This is a genomic window from Pseudomonas sp. FA-1, from assembly GCF_056856075.1.
The window spans coordinates 15,072-30,468 of record NZ_JBWXTH010000015.1 but is presented as its reverse complement, the minus strand read 5'-3'; the positions used below and the strand labels follow the sequence as shown (position 1 = coordinate 30,468).

Here is a 15,397-nt window from a genome sequence, read left to right as displayed (position 1 = left end):
TAGGCTCATGCCTGGTGCAGATACCAGCGCCAGTCCTGTTCGCCGACTTCGGCCATGAACTGGCGGTACTCGGCGCGCTTGACCTTCAGGTAGACCCCGAGGAAGGCCTCGCCCAGAGCTTCCCGGGCCCACGTCGAATGCTCCAGGGCCTCCAGGGCGGTCAGCCACTCGGTGGGCAGGTGCTCCTTGGCTTGGGCGTAGCCGTTGCCTTGCACAGGCGCACCGGGGTCGAGCTGCTCGCGTACACCCCGGTGGGCGGCGGCGAGAATAGCTGCTGCGGCCAGGTACGGGTTGGCATCGGCGCCGCAAATACGATGTTCCACGTGGCGGCTGTTGGCCGGCCCACCGGGCACCCGCAGGCTCACGGTACGGTTGTCGACGCCCCAGGTCGGCGCCAGGGGCGCATAGCTGTTGGCCTGGAAGCGCCGGTAGGAGTTGGCGTTGGGGCAGAACAGCAGCAAAGACTCGCGCAGGTGGCGCAACATGCCGCCGACCGCCTGGCGCAGCAGCGGGGTACCGGCCGGGTCGTGGCTGGCGAACAGGTTGTTGCCCTCGGCATCGGCCAGGCTCAGGTGCATGTGCATGCCGGTGCCGGCCAGGTGGGCGAAGGGCTTGGCCATGAAGCAGGCCTGCATGCCATGCGCGTTGGCGATGCCCTTGACCAGGCGCTTGTAGCGCACGGCCTGGTCCATGGCCTGCAAGGCAGGGCCGTGTTCCAGGGTGATTTCCACCTGGCCGGGCGCGTATTCGGAGATCGCCGTGCGCGCGGGGATGCCCTGGGCCTTGCAGGCGGCATAGAGGTCGGCGAGGAAGGGTTCGATCTGCTCGAGTTCTCGCAGCCCGTACACCTGGGTGGCGTGTGGGCGACCGCCATCGCTGTCCAGTGCCGGTTGCGGGCGCCCCTGCGCGTCGCGTTGCTGATCGAGCAGGTAGAACTCCAGCTCGCAGGCCATCACCGGGTGGTAGCCGTCGGCCTCGAGCGCTTCGAGGGTGCGCAGCAATACATGACGCGGGTCGGCCACGCTGGCCGGCAGGCCCTCGCTGGGGTGCATGCTCACCTGCACGGCGGCGGTCGGCACGCGTCGCCAGGGCAGGCGTACCAGGCTGCCTTCGAGCGGGTAGGCGCGGCAGTCGATATCGCCCACGTCCCAGACCAGGCCGGAGTCTTCCACGTCCTCGCCATTGAGGGTCAGGCCGAGAATGGTGCTGGGCAGGGGGCGGCCGCTTTCGTACACCGCCAGCAGCTCGTCGCGGTGCAGCAGCTTGCCACGGGGCACGCCGTTGGCGTCGAGGATGAACAGCTCGAACAGCTCGATATCAGGGTTGTCGGCCAGGAAGCGCCTGGCCTGGTCGGGGTTGGCAAAGTGCATGATGTTCGCTCGCGCCCGCAGGCGCACAGGGCCGTCGCACGCAGGCGGCGGCTCGTACCGGGAAACCGGCCGAAGGTGGCCGGGACAGGTCAGAGAGGCGTGAACGAAGTATCCGGCGGGCGTGCGTGGCGGCAGTGCCACAGGGCCCAGAAGGCGAGGATGACATGTACCAGCGGGTTTTCGCCGGCGCGCGCCTTGGCCTTGGGAAGGGCCGGGTGCGCATTGCTCGAGGGGCGGATCATGCCTGGATACTCACATGGGGTATAAGGTTGATTAAAGCAGTGAATGGCAACGTTCATTCCGTGGTTGGCTAAACATTCTCAAGCAACGATGCAAATGCTGTCGGAAGGCCTTGTGCCGCGAAAGGGCGCGAGGCCGCTCCTTCAGTGCAGGCAGCACAGACAGCAAAGCGGTCGCAAATCTGCGACAATCGCGCATCTTTCGAATGCCGATCATGAAAAAGCAGGCCCACCTGCATCACCAAAAAGCCCCATGACAGACCACTCAATCGACCAACTCCTGAAGAACCTTGACCACGCCATGATCGCCGACCGCCATCGGCTGCGGCGTCAACTGCACGAGCTGCGCAAGCGCCCCGACGAGGCGAAGCAGGCGTCGTGGGTGGAAAAGGTCCAGGCTTCCTGCGCCCAGGTCGTGGCCCGCGAGCAGAGCGTGCCGAGCATCCGCTACGACGACAGCCTGCCCATCGCGGCCAAGCGCGACGAAATCAAGAAGGCCCTGGCCGAGCACCAGGTGCTGGTGATCGCCGGCGAGACCGGCTCGGGCAAGACCACCCAGTTGCCGAAGATCTGCCTGGAGATGGGCCGCGGTCGCCACGGCCTGATCGCCCACACCCAGCCGCGTCGGATCGCCGCGCGCAGCGTGGCGGCGCGGGTGGCCGAAGAACTGGGCACGCCCTTGGGCGGGCTGATCGGCTACCAGGTGCGCTTCGAGGACCAGAGCGATGCCGGTACCCTGGTCAAGCTGATGACCGACGGCATCCTGCTGGCCGAGACCCAGCACGACCGCTTCCTCGAGCGCTACGACACGATCATCGTCGACGAAGCCCACGAGCGCAGCCTGAACATCGACTTCCTGCTCGGCTACCTGAAGACCCTGCTGCACCGCCGCCCGGACCTGAAGCTGATCATCACCTCGGCGACCATCGACCTGGAGCGCTTCTCCAAGCATTTCGACGGCGCGCCGATCATCGAGGTGTCGGGCCGCACCTTCCCGGTGGAGACTTGGTACCGCCCGTTGACCAGCGAGCAGGACGAGGAGGGCAACCGCGTCGAGGACGACCTCACTGTCGACCAGGCGATCCTCGCCACCCTGGACGAACTGGCCCATCACGAGCGCAGCGAGGGCAAGGGCCCCGGTGATGTGCTGGTGTTCCTGCCGGGCGAGCGGGAGATCCGCGATGCCGCCGAGATCCTGCGCAAGGCCCAGTTGCGCCACACCGAGATCCTGCCGCTGTATGCGCGCCTGACGCCAGCCGAGCAGCAGAAGATCTTCCAGCCCCATACCGGGCGCCGGGTAGTACTTGCCACCAACGTTGCCGAAACGTCGCTGACCGTGCCGGGCATCCGCTACGTGATCGACACCGGTACTGCGCGCATCAGCCGCTACAGCTACCGGGCCAAGGTTCAGCGCCTGCCCATCGAGGCGGTGTCGCAAGCCAGCGCCAACCAGCGCAAGGGCCGTTGCGGGCGGGTCGAGCCGGGCATCTGCGTGCGTCTGTACAGCGAAGAAGACTTCAACGCCCGGCCGGCGTTCACCGACCCTGAGATCCTGCGCACCAACCTGGCCGCGGTGATCCTGCAGATGCTGCACCTGCGCCTGGGCGCGATCGATGCCTTCCCGTTCATCGAGCCGCCGGATGGCAAGGCCATCAGCGACGGCTTCAACCTGTTGCAGGAGCTCTCGGCGGTCAATCGCGAAAACCAGCTGACCCCGCTGGGCCGCCAGCTGGCACGCCTGCCGATCGACCCACGCCTGGGCCGCATGCTGCTCGAAGGCGCCCGCCAGGGCAGCCTGCAGGAAGTGCTGATCGTCGCCAGTGCCCTGTCGGTGCAGGACCCCCGCGAGCGCCCACCGGAGCGCCAGCAGGCGGCTGACCAGGCCCATGCCCAGTGGAAGGACACCGACTCCGATTTCGCCGCCCTGGTCAACCTTTGGCGGGGCTTCGAGGAGCAGCGCCAGGCCTTGACCGCCAACCCGCTGCGCAATTGGTGCCGCAAGCACTTCCTTAGCTACCTGCGCCTGCGTGAATGGCGCGACGCCCACCGCCAGCTCTCGCTGATCTGCCGCGACCTGCAATTGGCGGTCAACAAGGAGCCGGCAGACTTCCCACGTATGCACAAGGCCATCCTCAGTGGCCTGTTGAGCCAGATCGGCCACAAGACCGAAGACGGCGACTACCAGGGCGCGCGCCAGCGGCGCTTCTGGGTCCACCCGTCCTCCGGCATCGGCCGCAAGCGCCCACAGTGGGTGATGGCCGCAGAGCTTGTGGAAACCACCAAGCTCTATGCACGTATGGTGGCCAAGATCGAACCGGACTGGATCGAGCCGCTGGCCACCCACCTGGTCAAGAAGAACCATTTCGAGCCGCATTGGGAGAAGAAGCGCGGCCAGGTGGTCGCCTACGAGCAGATCACCCTGTATGGCCTGATCCTGGTCGGTCGCCGGCCGGTGCACTTCGGCCCGATCGACCCGGTGGTGTCCCGCGAGCTGTTCATCCGTGACGGCTTGGTAGGTGGCCAGATCCAGTCGCGGGCCAAGTGCCTGGCGGCCAACAAGCGCCTGCTCGAGCAGCTCGACGAACTGGAGGCCAAGGCCCGGCGACGGGACATCCTGGCCGACGAGGAAACCCTGTACGCCTTCTACGAGGCGCGCCTGCCGGCAGAGATCCACCAGAGTGCGACCTTCGACAGCTGGTACCGGGTCAACAGCCAGAAGGACCCGAACCTGCTGATCATGCGCGAAGAGGACGTGCTGGCCCGCGAAGCCAGTGAAGTGACCGCCGCGCAATACCCAGACAGCCTGCAGGTGGGGGACTTGCGCCTGCCATTGACCTACCACTTCGAGCCGGGCCACCCCCGTGACGGCGTTACCGTGCGTGTGCCGGCACCGCTGCTGCCGAGCCTGCCGGGCGAGCGCCTGGAGTGGCTGGTACCCGGCCTGCTGGAGGCCAAGTGCGTGGCCTTGGTGCGCAACCTGCCCAAGGCCCTGCGCAAGAACTTCGTGCCGGTACCCGATTTCGTCAAGGCGGCCCTGGCCCGCATGACCTTCGGCCAGGGCGCCTTGCCCCAGGCCCTGGGCCAGGAACTGCTGCGCATGACCGGCGCCCGGGTGCCGGACGACGCCTGGGCCGAAGCGGCCGGGCTGGTGGAAGGGCACCTGCGCATGAACGTCGAGGTGGTCGACGGCCAGGGCAAGTTCCTTGGCGAAGGCCGTGACCTGGCCGAACTGACCGCGCGTTTCGCCGCTGCGAGCCAGGCCGCACTGGCCATGCCGCGCAACGAAAAAGCCGAGCAGCCGGTGCAGGCCAAGGCGTTCGCCGAGGTGGCGCAAACCGCCCAGCAGAAGATCGCCGGCCTGTCGCTGACGGTGTATCCGGCGCTGGTGGAAGAGGCCGGGGCAGTGCGCGAGGGGCGTTTCTCGACCCAGGCCGAAGCCGAGTTCCAGCACCGCCGTGCGCTGCAGCGGTTGCTGCTGCAACAGCTGGCCGAGCCTGCCAAGTTCCTGCGCGGCAAGCTGCCGGGGCTGACCGAGCTGGGCCTGTTGTACCGCGAGCTGGGCCGGGTCGAGGCGTTGGTGGAGGATATCCTCCTGGCCAGCCTGGACAGCTGCATCCTCGAAGGCGAGGCGCCGTTGCCGCGTGACGGTGCAGCGCTCGCCGCGCTGGCCGAGCGCAAGCGCGGCAGCTGGGCCGAGCATGCCGAGCGTCTGGCCCGCCAGACCCTGGAGGTGCTCAAGCTGTGGCATGGCTTGCAGAAGCGCTTCAAGGGCAAGATCGACCTGAGCCAGGCGGTCGCCTTGAACGACATCAAGCAGCAGCTCGCCAACCTGGTGTATCCAGGCTTCGTACGCGAGACGCCCGCGGCCTGGTTCAAGGAATTGCCGCGCTATCTCAAGGCGGTGGAGCTGCGTCTGGAGAAGCTCGGTTCGCAGGTGCAGAAGGACCGGGTGTGGAGCGGCGAGCTGGCCAACCTGTGGACCCAGTACAAGGCCCGCGCCGACAAGCATGCCCAGGAGGGCAAGCGGGACGAACAGCTTACCCTGTACCGCTGGTGGCTGGAGGAATACCGGGTGTCGTTGTTCGCCCAGCAGCTGGGCACCAAGGTGCCGGTTTCCGACAAGCGTCTGTCCAAACAGTGGTCCCAGGTGGAAGCCTAAACCTAGGGAAATGTGGCAAACTTGCGGGAATTTGGGCCGCTGTGCGGCCCATCGCAGGGCAAGCCTGCTTCTACAGGAACCGCGCCTATCCTGAGAGTGCGGGCTTGTCTTGTGATCGAGGGCACGGCCCTCGCGTATAAGTTGGCACTAAAGTGCCATTATCTTGCCTTTTCCGGCCAGCGCCGCGTGGCGATGGCCTCTGACCAGAGGAACGACCGTGCATAACGTCGTGATCAGCGGCACCGGCCTGTATACCCCGGCCCAGAGCATTTCCAACGAAGAGCTGGTGACGTCCTTCAACACCTGGGCGCAGCAGTACAACCAGGACAACGCCGCCGCCATCGAGCGGGGCGAGCTGAAGGCCGCGCCGCTGTCCGACGCGGCCTTCATCGAGAAGGCTTCCGGCATCAAGAGCCGCTTCGTCATGGACAAGGCCGGCATCCTCGACCCGCAGCGCATGAAGCCGCGCCTGCCGGAGCGCTCCAATGACGAGCCGTCGATCCTCTGCGAAATGGCCGTGGCCGCCGCCCGCCAGGCCCTTGAGCGTGCAGGCCGCACGCCCGCCGACGTGGACGGGGTGATCGTCGCCTGCTCCAACCTGCAGCGCCCGTACCCGGCCATCTCCATCGAAGTGCAACAAGCACTGGACATCCAGGGCTTTGCCTTCGACATGAACGTGGCCTGCTCCTCGGCCACCTTCGGCATCCAGACCGCCGCCAACAGTGTGCAACTGGGCCAGGCCCGAGCGGTGCTGATGGTCAACCCGGAGATCTGCACCGGGCACCTGAACTTCCGTGACCGCGACAGCCACTTCATCTTCGGCGATGCCGCTACCGCCGTACTGGTCGAACGCGCCGACCAGGCCACCTCGGTGCACCAGTTCGAGATCGTCAGCACCAAGCTGTGGACCGGCTTCTCCAACAACATCCGCAATAACTTCGGTTTCCTCAACCGTGCGGCGGAGGAGGGGATCGACGCCCCAGACAAGCTGTTCGTGCAGGAAGGCCGCAAGGTATTCAAGGAGGTCTGCCCGAAGGTCGCCGAGCTGATCGGCCAGCACCTGGAGGAAAACGACCTGCAACCGAACGACGTCAATCGCTTCTGGCTGCACCAGGCGAACCTCAGCATGAACCACCTGATCGTCAAGAAGCTGCTGGGGCGTGAGGTCGCCGAGGAGGATGCACCGGTGATTCTGGACCGTTATGCCAACACCAGTTCGGCGGGCTCGGTGATTGCCTTCCACCTGTACCAGGATGACCTGCCCAAGGGCGCGCTGGGCGTGCTGAGCTCGTTTGGTGCGGGGTATTCGATCGGCAGCGTGATCCTGCGCAAGCGCTGATCCCTTGTAGCGTCTGCATTGGCCCAATCGCCGGCAAGCCGGCTCCCACGGGACTGTCACGATCCTGTGGGCGCCGGCTTGCCGGCGATTGGGCCAATGCATTTGCAGCAGGCAAAAAAAGCGGGAAGCGCCGGATGGGGTCGGCACTTCCCGCCTGAGTGACGCAGGGGAGCTTGCGCTTAGAACTTGGCTTCCAGGTCGACCTGCAGGGTGTCGACGTCGGCATTGCTGTTCGGCAGCTGGGACAGGTCGGTCTTGGCCATCAGGTAGGCTGCGCCCAGCGAGAAGTTCTTGTCGATCTCGTAGCCAACCTTGAACTTGTGACCGCGCGAACCGGTGAAGCCGGCACCGAAGTCGGAGTCGGTGAAGGCGCTGACCACCGCGTTGCGCTGCACGTCGCGGTAGTTGTAGTCCAGGCTCCAGGCACCGAGCTTGGTCTTCAGGCCGGCCAGCCAGGCCTTGTCTTCGCCGTCGGTGCTCTCGGTGTTCTTCACGTACTGGCCGTAGGCCGACAGCGGGATGGCGAAGCCGGTGAAGTCCACCTGGCCGAAGCCTTCCACCAGGTTGAACTCGTTGGTGGTGTTGCCGAAGGCGCGCAGGGCTGCCGATTCCTTGTCGTTGTCATAGCCGTAGATGCTGGTACCCACGGTGACCTTGACGGTGTCGGCCGCATCGAAGCGTGCGCCCAACTGGCCGTGGTACAGCTGGGCGTCATGCTTGAACTGCACGCCGTCGCCATCCACGTTGTCCTTGAGGTTGTAGTGGCCGGCGCTGCCGAACAGCTCGGCGCCGCCCAAGTCGGTCTTGTAGGTGACGGCCACGCCTTCGGGGTTGATATCGCTGTCCCAGATGATGTCGCCCATGCTCACCCAAGGCTGAGGCATCTTGCCGCCGATCAGGTGCAGGTTCGGCACGGCGGTCGGGTGCCAGTCGAGGTAGGCCAGGTCTACCCACAGCGACTTCTTGTCGAAGTAGTTGTCCAGGCTCTGGTTGGTGGAGCGCGCATCGGAACTGCTGCCGGTGGCAACGCGGATGCCGGCATCGACCTGCGGGTTGATCTGGCTGTAGAAGCCGACGCGGGCACGGACGCGTTCGCGGTCCTGGTTGCCGCTGCGGCTGTTGGGGTTGTCGACGTTGACGTCTTCGTAGCGCAGGCGCACGTCGCCCTTGATCTGGGTCTTGGCGGCCCATGCCACTTTCTGCTCGAAGGAGCTCAGGCGGTCGGCCTGGGCCTTCTGCTCTGCCTTTTCCTTGGTTTCCTTGGCCAGATCGGCCTGCAGTTCGTTGTACTGCGCCTGGTTGATCGAGCCGTTGGCGCGGAGCATCTCGAGCAGCTTGGCGTCGACTGCAGCACTGGCCGGAGCGCTCAGTGCCAGCATCATGCCGGTGAGGCTTACTCCGGTAAGTGTAGAAACAAGACGCATAAGGTTCTCCCTGTTGGAAAAAGTTGGGGAGGCTCTTGCGCCTGCCCCTTAGTTGGCATGCCTTCGGAAAGCCCCTGGTTAGAGAGGTTTTTGGGGTTCCGAAAAACAGGCGCCAGTATTGCGGGGAGGAATGACAGAATAATGTCTATTTGATGGCACTGCGGTTAAGCGAGGTTGAGTGTGCGCGTTCATTTGAGTGTCGCGACCCACTTGGGGATACTGGCCACTTCCTGGCCTGTGAGTCGACATCGTGACCAGCCTGTACAGCCTTGCCCATCTACGTGACCTGCCGGCGGTGACCTGGGATGCCCTGGTGCCTTGCGGCCAGCCGTTCCTGCGCCATGCCTTCCTCAGCGCTTTGGAGGACAGCGGCAGCGTCGCGCCCGCGACCGGCTGGGCGGCCGAGCATCTGGTGCTGGAGCGCGATGGGCAGGTGCGTGCAGTGCTGCCTGCCTACCGCAAGTGGCACTCCTTCGGTGAGTACGTGTTCGATCACGGCTGGGCCGATGCCTGCGAACGCGCGGGCATCCGCTACTACCCCAAGCTGCTCGGCGCGATACCGTTCAGCCCGGTGAGCGGTCCGCGCCTGCTGGCGGCCGAGCCAGCCGATGGGGTGCTCATGCTGCAGGCCATTCCCGAGTACCTGGGCAAGGGCGAGCTCTCCGGCGCGCACATCAATTTCACCGACAGCGCCCTCGACGAGCGTATCGCCGGCTTGCCAGGGTGGATGGAACGCCTGGGTTGTCAGTTCCACTGGCATAACCGCGGTTACCGCGACTTCCAGGATTTCCTCGATACCCTGAGTTCCCGCAAGCGCAAGCAGATGCGCAAGGAGCGCGAGCAGGTGGCCGGGCAGGGGATCGACTTCCGCTGGTTGCGCGGTGAGGAACTGAGCGAGGCGCAGTGGGACTTCGTCTACCTGTGCTATGCCAACACCTATGCGGTGCGGCGTCGTACGCCCTATCTGACCCGCGAATTCTTCAGCCTGCTGGCCGAGCGCATGCCCGAGGCGGTGCGGGTGGTGGTGGCTCGCCAGCACGGGCGCGAGGTGGCCATGGCCCTGAGCCTGGTCGGTGGTGACAGCCTGTATGGGCGTTATTGGGGGTGCCTGGACGAATTCGATCGGCTGCATTTCGAAACCTGCTTCTATCAGGGCATGACGTTCGCCATTGAAGAAGGGCTGCAGCGGTTCGATGCCGGGGCCCAGGGTGAACACAAGCTGATCCGCGGCTTCGAGCCGGTGCTGACCCGGTCGTGGCATTACCTGTTGCACCCGGGGTTGCGCCGGGCGGTGGGGGATTTCCTCGAGCAGGAGCGGGCAGGGGTGAGGGCCTATGCCGAGCAGGCGCGGGAGATGTTGCCTTACCGGAGGGCCTGAGCGGGCCCAATCGCGGGACAAGCCCGCTCCCACAGGTTCACCACCCTTCTTGCGGATGGCGCTGAGCCTGTGGGAGCGGGCTTGTCCCGCGATGGCAGGCGCGCGATGGAGCGGTCAATCCACCCCGACGAACCCGCCGGTCTGGTGATGCCACAACCGCGCATACAACCCGCGCTCGGCCAGCAACTCGGCATGGGTACCGCTTTCGACGATGCGCCCTTGGTCCAGCACCACCAGCCGGTCCATACGGGCGATGGTGGACAGGCGGTGGGCGATAGCGATCACCGTCTTGCCTTGCATCAAGGTCTCCAGGCTCTCCTGGATCGCCGCCTCGACTTCCGAATCCAGCGCCGAGGTGGCTTCGTCCATGATCAGGATCGGCGCATTCTTGAGCAGCACCCGGGCAATGGCGATGCGCTGGCGCTGGCCACCGGAGAGCTTGACGCCGCGCTCGCCCACATGGGCATCGAACCCAGTGCGCCCCTGGGCGTCGGAGAGCTGGGGGATGAACTCGTCGGCCCGGGCCTGGCGCACGGCCTCCCAGACTTGCGCCTCGCTGGCATCCGGCCGGCCATACAGCAGGTTGTCACGGATCGAGCGATGCAGCAGCGAGGTGTCCTGGGTGATCATGCCGATCTGCGCGCGCAGGCTGGCCTGGTTGACCTCGGCGATGTCCTGGCCGTCGATGAGGATGCGTCCGCTGTCCACGTCGTACAGACGCAGCAACAGGTTGACCATGGTCGACTTGCCGGCGCCGGAAGGGCCGATCAGGCCGATCTTCTCGCCGGGGCGGATGTCCAGGTCCAGCCCGTCGATGACCTTGTTGCCCTTGCCGTAGTGAAAGTCCACATGGTCGAAGTGCACCGCACCACGGCTGACCTGCAGTGCCGGGGCGCCAGGCTTGTCGGTGACGCTGACCGGCTGGGCGATGGTCTGCAGGCCGTCCTGGACCATGCCGATGTTCTCGAAGATGCCATTGACCACCCACATGATCCAGCCGGACATGTTGATGATGCGGATCACCAGGCCCGTGGCCAGTGCGATGGCGCCAACGGTGATCAGCGACTGGCTCCACAGCCACAGGGCCAGGCCCGTGGTGCCCACCACCAACAGGCCGTTGAGGCCGGTGATGACCACGTCCATGCTGGTGACCACCCGCGAGGCCAGCTGGGTCTTCTCGGTCTGCTCGCTGATCGCCTCGCGGGCGTACTGCTGTTCGTAGTCGGTATGGGCGAACAGCTTGAGGGTGGCGATGTTGGTGTAGCCATCGACGATGCGCCCCATCAGCTTGGAGCGGGCGTCGGAGGAAATCACCGAGCGTTCCTTGACCCGGGGTACGAAGTAGTAGAGCGCGGCGATGTAGCAGGCGATCCAGGCCAGCAATGGCAGCATCAGCCGCCAGTCGGCCTCGGCGAACAGTACCAGGGAGCTGATGGCGTAGATGAGTACGTGCCAGAGCGCGTCCACGGCCTGCACCGCCGAGTCGCGCAGGGAGTTGCCGGTCTGCATGATGCGCTGGGCGATGCGCCCGGCGAAGTCGCTCTGGAAGAAGTTCAGGCTCTGCTTGAGCACGTAGGTGTGGTTCTGCCAGCGGATCAGGCTGGTCATGCCCGGGCTGATGGTCTGGTGCACCAGCAGGTCGTGCAGGCCGAAGAACACCGGCCGCAGCACCAGGATGACCACCAGCATCCAGGCCAGCTCGCCGCTGTGCCGGCTGAAGAACTCGGTGCCTGGCGTGGCCTGGGCCAGGTCGATGATCCGGCTCAGGTAGCTGAACATGGCCACCTCGATCAGCGCGGCCACCAGGCCGACCACCAGCAGAGCGATGAAGCTGGGCCAGACCTGGCGCAGGTAATACAGGTAGAACGGCCACACCTGGTTTGGCGGCGCCTCGCTGGGTGCCTCGCGGAAAATGTCGATCAGCTGTTCGAAGCGGCGGTACAACATGGTGGACACACTCCTGTTCCATCCGACCTCAAGGCGGGTTCACATCCTTGTGAGACCTGCGATCAGTCGATGCGTTTGGCGGACGTGATGTACACCGGGTCCGCCGGTACATCGCGCATGCCTTGCTTGATGGTGGTAGGCGAGTTGACGATCTGGTCAACGACCTCCATGCCTTTGGTCACCTTGCCGAACACCGCGTAGCCACGGTCGCGGCCTGGGTTGAGGAAATCGTTATCGGCCACGTTGATGAAGAACTGGCTGGTGGCCGAGTTCGGGTCCGAGGTACGCGCCATGGCCAGGGTGCCGCGCGTGTTGGCCAGGCCGTTGCTGGCCTCGTTGCGGATGGGGTCGCGGGTCGGCTTTTGCACCATCTGGTCGGTGAAGCCGCCGCCCTGGGCCATGAAGCCTGGGATCACACGGTGGAAGATGGTGTTGTTGTAGAAGCCGCTGTCGACGTATTCGAGGAAGTTCTTCGTGCTGATCGGCGCCTTTTCGGCGTTCAGCTCGATCTCGACCTGGCCTAAGCTGGTATCCAGCACGACGTGAGGGGTCTTGTCCGAAGCCATGACGCTGGTGGCGAAGGCGACCGAGCAGGCGGTGATCAGGAGTTTTTTCAGCATGGGCTCAAAGATCCTTGAGAAGTGGAAGCCGCTGCGAGGAAGTGCAGCAGGGTCTGGTTGAAGACCTCGGGTTGGTCGAGGGGAGTAGCGTGCCGGGAATCGGCGATGACCGCCAGTGTCGCCTGGGGCATCAGGGCGACATAGCGTTCCTTGAGTTGTATCGGGGTGTAATCGTGGTCGGCGGCGATCACCAGGGTCGGGCAGCGGATCTGCCCGATGCGCGCCTGCACACCCCAGTCGACGATGGCATCGAAGCTGCGCAGGTAGGCGCGCTTGTCGTTGCGCGCCCAGCGCTGGGCCATCTTGTGGCGCAGTTCGGTTTGTTCCGGCTTGGGGAACAGCCGCTCGGCCAAGCCCTTGCCGATCGTCTCGACACTGAGGATGCGCGCCAGGCTCCAGCGCTTGATCCACCAGATCCAGTGAGCGATCGAGTTGCGTCGCACCTCAGGGGCGCTGTTGACGATGCACAGGCTGCGTAGCCAGGCGGGGTGGTCGACGGCGAACTGAAAACCCACCATGCCGCCCATGGATAGGCCGACGACGTGCACCGGGCCGGTCTGCAGGTGCTCCAGCAGGGCCAGCAGGTCGGCACTGAAGGTCGCGATCTGGTAGCCGTCGCGAGGTTTGTCGGAGCGACCATGACCGCGGATATCCATCAGAATTACCCGGTAATGGCGGCTCAACACCGGGACTTGCAGTTCCCAGTCCTGGCAGCTCGAGCCCAGGCCATGCAGCAGCACCAGGGGTTCGCCCTGGCCGTATTCCTCGTAGTGCAGCGTGCATCCTTCGTGCTCGAAATAGGCCATGGGCGCGGTCCTCTCAGGCTTGCGGGGGGGCTGCGAAGGGCTCGTCCAATGGCGCTGTGTCGAAATTGCGCAGCAGCTCGATGAGAATCTGCGTGGCCGGACCCAAGGTCTTGTCCTTGTTCGAATAAAGGTAGAACAGTGGGTGACGGCTGCCACCTTGATCCAGCGGCAGCGGCTTGAGCACGCCGTCGCGCAGCTCGCGCTCGATCATGTGCCGGGGCAGCCAGGCAAAGCCCAGGCCGCTGCTTACGAAGGTGGCGGCGGTACCCAGGCTGCCGACCGTCCAGCGCTGCTCGGCGCCGAGCCAGCCGACATCCCGTGGTTGGGCACGGCCGGAGTCGCGGATCACCACCTGCAACTGGCTTTCCAGGTCCTGGAAGGTGATTTCCCGGCCCAGGCGGTGGAGGCTGTGCTCGGGGTGGGCGACGGCGATGAATTCCACCGAGCTCAGTTCGGCGCCCAGGTAGCCGCCGATGCTGTAGCTGCTGATGGCAAGGTCGGCAATGCCTTCGTGCAGCACTTCCTCGACACCGGACAACACCTCCTCGCGCAGGCGTACCCGACACCCGCGGCTTTGCGGCATGAAGGCGCTCAGCGCCCTGACCAGGCGGGCGCTGGGGTAGGCGGCATCGACCACCACGCGCACCTCGGCCTCCCAGCCTTGCTCCATGTGGTGGGCCAGGTCCTCGAGCTGGCTGGCCTGCTTGACCAGATGGCGTGAACGGCGCAGCAGCACATTGCCGGCTTCGGTCAGCACGGCCTTGCGCCCGTCGATGCGCAGCAGCGGCACACCCAGCTGCTCCTGCATGCGCGCCACGGTGTAGCTGACCGACGATTGCGAGCGGTGCAGGGCTTCGGCGGCCTGGGCGAACCCGCCGTGGTCGACCACCGCCTGGAGGGTTCGCCACTGATCCAGGGTTACGCGTGGCGCTTTCATCTTCGGCTCCTGTTGTCCTAAGCTGCGCTCTTCCAAGGAGAGCGCCCAATGAAGAAATCTTGTGCGGCATTGCTGCTGTGCCTGCCCCTGGGGGCCATGGCCTACCCCATCGAGGTGGAGAAGGAACTGGCCGGGGTCAAGCTGGACTACACCACCTACGACACTGCCTACGACATCGGCAGCATCACCTTGAATAACTACGGGCAGGTTCCGGCGGCTTGCAAGGTGACGTTCCGCAACGGCCCCGAGGCGCCGCGGGTACGCCGGGTGAATGTACCGGCGGGCCAAAGCGTGGACGTCACCGCCAAGTTCAACCGCCAGATCATCAAGCTGCGCATCGCGGTGAACTGCAAAGCCGAATAAACGGAATAGTCGATAGATTTCACCCACTTTTTACGCTTTTTTATCGATAGGTCAAGTTTTAATCTCACCTCCATCGAATCGCAACCTTTTGTTCGCCGATGGAGGCTTCCATGTCCCGCGTATTGATCATCGAAAGCAGCGCCCGCCAGCAGGATTCCGTTTCCCGCCAGCTGACCCAGGATTTCATCCAGCAGTGGCAAGCGGCCCATCCGGGCGACGAGATCAAGCTGCGCGACCTGGCGGTGAGCCCTGTGCCGCATCTGGATGCCAACCTGCTCGGCGGCTGGATGAAGCCTGAAGAGCAGCGCAGCGCCGCAGAAGTGGATGCACTGGAGCGGTCCAATGAACTGACCGAGGAGTTGCTCGCGGCCGACGTGCTGGTGATGGCGGCGCCGATGTACAACTTCACCATCCCCAGCACCCTCAAGGCCTGGCTGGATCACGTGCTGCGTGCCGGCATCACCTTCAAGTACACCCCGACCGGCCCGCAAGGCCTGCTGACCGGCAAGCGCGCCATCGTCCTGACTGCCCGTGGCGGCATCCATGCCGGTGCCACCAGCGACCACCAGGAACCCTATCTGCGTCAGGTGATGGCCTTCATCGGCATTCATGAGGTGGACTTCATCCACGCCGAAGGCCTGAATATCAGCAGCGAATTCCACGAGAAAGGCCTGAACCAGGCCAAGGCCAGGCTGGCCGCGGTGGCCTGACGCGTAACGCATTCCCAACCCCCTGACACCCTGTTGCTCCTTTGGGTGTACCTGCCCGGCCTGATGGCCGGGCTTTTTTATGTTGGTTTTTTCGCCATGCAGGAC

Annotated in this window: 12 protein-coding genes; 5 read left to right on the top strand and 7 right to left on the bottom strand. The window is 65.0% G+C overall.

Going from position 1 to position 15,397, the window contains the following annotated elements; all coding sequences use genetic code 11:
* Positions 1-5: 5 nt before the first annotated feature.
* Together AC1MHZ_RS21930 and AC1MHZ_RS21925 are read right to left on the bottom strand one after the other, a co-directional pair.
* Positions 6-1,370 carry a glutamine synthetase family protein gene (locus AC1MHZ_RS21930; RefSeq protein ID WP_084858418.1) on the bottom strand — a complete coding sequence of 455 codons (1,365 nt, stop codon included), beginning with the start codon at positions 1,368-1,370 and terminating at the stop codon, positions 6-8.
* An 89-nt stretch (positions 1,371-1,459) separates the two neighbouring features.
* Positions 1,460-1,612 (bottom strand): hypothetical protein, encoded by a 153-nt coding sequence (locus AC1MHZ_RS21925; RefSeq protein WP_172403052.1) that lies wholly within the window; start codon positions 1,610-1,612, stop codon positions 1,460-1,462.
* A 250-nt stretch (positions 1,613-1,862) separates the two neighbouring features.
* Between AC1MHZ_RS21925 and hrpA the strand changes: the two genes are divergently transcribed.
* Together hrpA and AC1MHZ_RS21915 are read left to right on the top strand one after the other, a co-directional pair.
* The gene (gene hrpA / locus AC1MHZ_RS21920) at positions 1,863-5,768 is read left to right on the top strand and encodes an ATP-dependent RNA helicase HrpA (RefSeq protein WP_482966912.1); all 3,906 of its coding nucleotides are present in this window, start codon (positions 1,863-1,865) and stop codon (positions 5,766-5,768) included.
* A gap of 217 nt (positions 5,769-5,985) precedes the next feature.
* Positions 5,986-7,107, top strand: coding sequence for a beta-ketoacyl-ACP synthase III (locus AC1MHZ_RS21915; protein ID WP_482966911.1), 1,122 nt, complete (start codon positions 5,986-5,988; stop codon positions 7,105-7,107).
* Positions 7,108-7,286: 179 nt separating this feature from the next.
* Here AC1MHZ_RS21915 and AC1MHZ_RS21910 read toward each other — a convergent pair whose 3' ends face one another.
* Positions 7,287-8,531: a putative porin gene (locus AC1MHZ_RS21910; RefSeq protein WP_084858421.1), complete on the bottom strand. Its 1,245-nt coding sequence runs from the start codon at positions 8,529-8,531 to the stop codon at positions 7,287-7,289.
* 250 nt (positions 8,532-8,781) lie between these two features.
* On the opposite strand from AC1MHZ_RS21910, the gene AC1MHZ_RS21905 reads away from it, so the two are divergent.
* Entirely contained in the window at positions 8,782-9,909 is a 1,128-nt protein-coding gene (locus tag AC1MHZ_RS21905) for a GNAT family N-acetyltransferase (protein ID WP_084858422.1), read from the top strand.
* 114 nt (positions 9,910-10,023) lie between these two features.
* On the opposite strand, the gene AC1MHZ_RS21900 is transcribed toward AC1MHZ_RS21905, so the two are convergent.
* The 4 genes from AC1MHZ_RS21900 to AC1MHZ_RS21885 form a co-directional block, all read right to left on the bottom strand.
* The gene (locus AC1MHZ_RS21900; protein ID WP_084858423.1) at positions 10,024-11,856 is read right to left on the bottom strand and encodes an ABC transporter ATP-binding protein; all 1,833 of its coding nucleotides are present in this window, start codon (positions 11,854-11,856) and stop codon (positions 10,024-10,026) included.
* A 62-nt stretch (positions 11,857-11,918) separates the two neighbouring features.
* Positions 11,919-12,476 (bottom strand): peptidylprolyl isomerase, encoded by a 558-nt coding sequence (locus AC1MHZ_RS21895; RefSeq protein WP_465001310.1) that lies wholly within the window; start codon positions 12,474-12,476, stop codon positions 11,919-11,921.
* On the bottom strand, positions 12,470-13,282 hold the full coding sequence (locus AC1MHZ_RS21890; RefSeq protein ID WP_084858425.1) for an alpha/beta fold hydrolase: 813 nt from the start codon (positions 13,280-13,282) through the stop codon (positions 12,470-12,472). Before AC1MHZ_RS21890 ends, AC1MHZ_RS21895 begins: the two co-directional genes overlap by 7 nt.
* Positions 13,283-13,295: 13 nt before the next feature.
* On the bottom strand, positions 13,296-14,219 hold the full coding sequence (locus tag AC1MHZ_RS21885; protein WP_324818238.1) for a LysR family transcriptional regulator: 924 nt from the start codon (positions 14,217-14,219) through the stop codon (positions 13,296-13,298).
* 48 nt (positions 14,220-14,267) lie between these two features.
* On the opposite strand from AC1MHZ_RS21885, the gene AC1MHZ_RS21880 reads away from it, so the two are divergent.
* Together AC1MHZ_RS21880 and AC1MHZ_RS21875 are read left to right on the top strand one after the other, a co-directional pair.
* Positions 14,268-14,582 (top strand): 3-phosphoglycerate kinase, encoded by a 315-nt coding sequence (locus AC1MHZ_RS21880; RefSeq protein ID WP_324818235.1) that lies wholly within the window; start codon positions 14,268-14,270, stop codon positions 14,580-14,582.
* A gap of 110 nt (positions 14,583-14,692) precedes the next feature.
* On the top strand, positions 14,693-15,292 hold the full coding sequence (locus AC1MHZ_RS21875; protein ID WP_324818232.1) for an FMN-dependent NADH-azoreductase: 600 nt from the start codon (positions 14,693-14,695) through the stop codon (positions 15,290-15,292).
* The last annotated feature ends 105 nt before the right edge of the window (positions 15,293-15,397 follow it).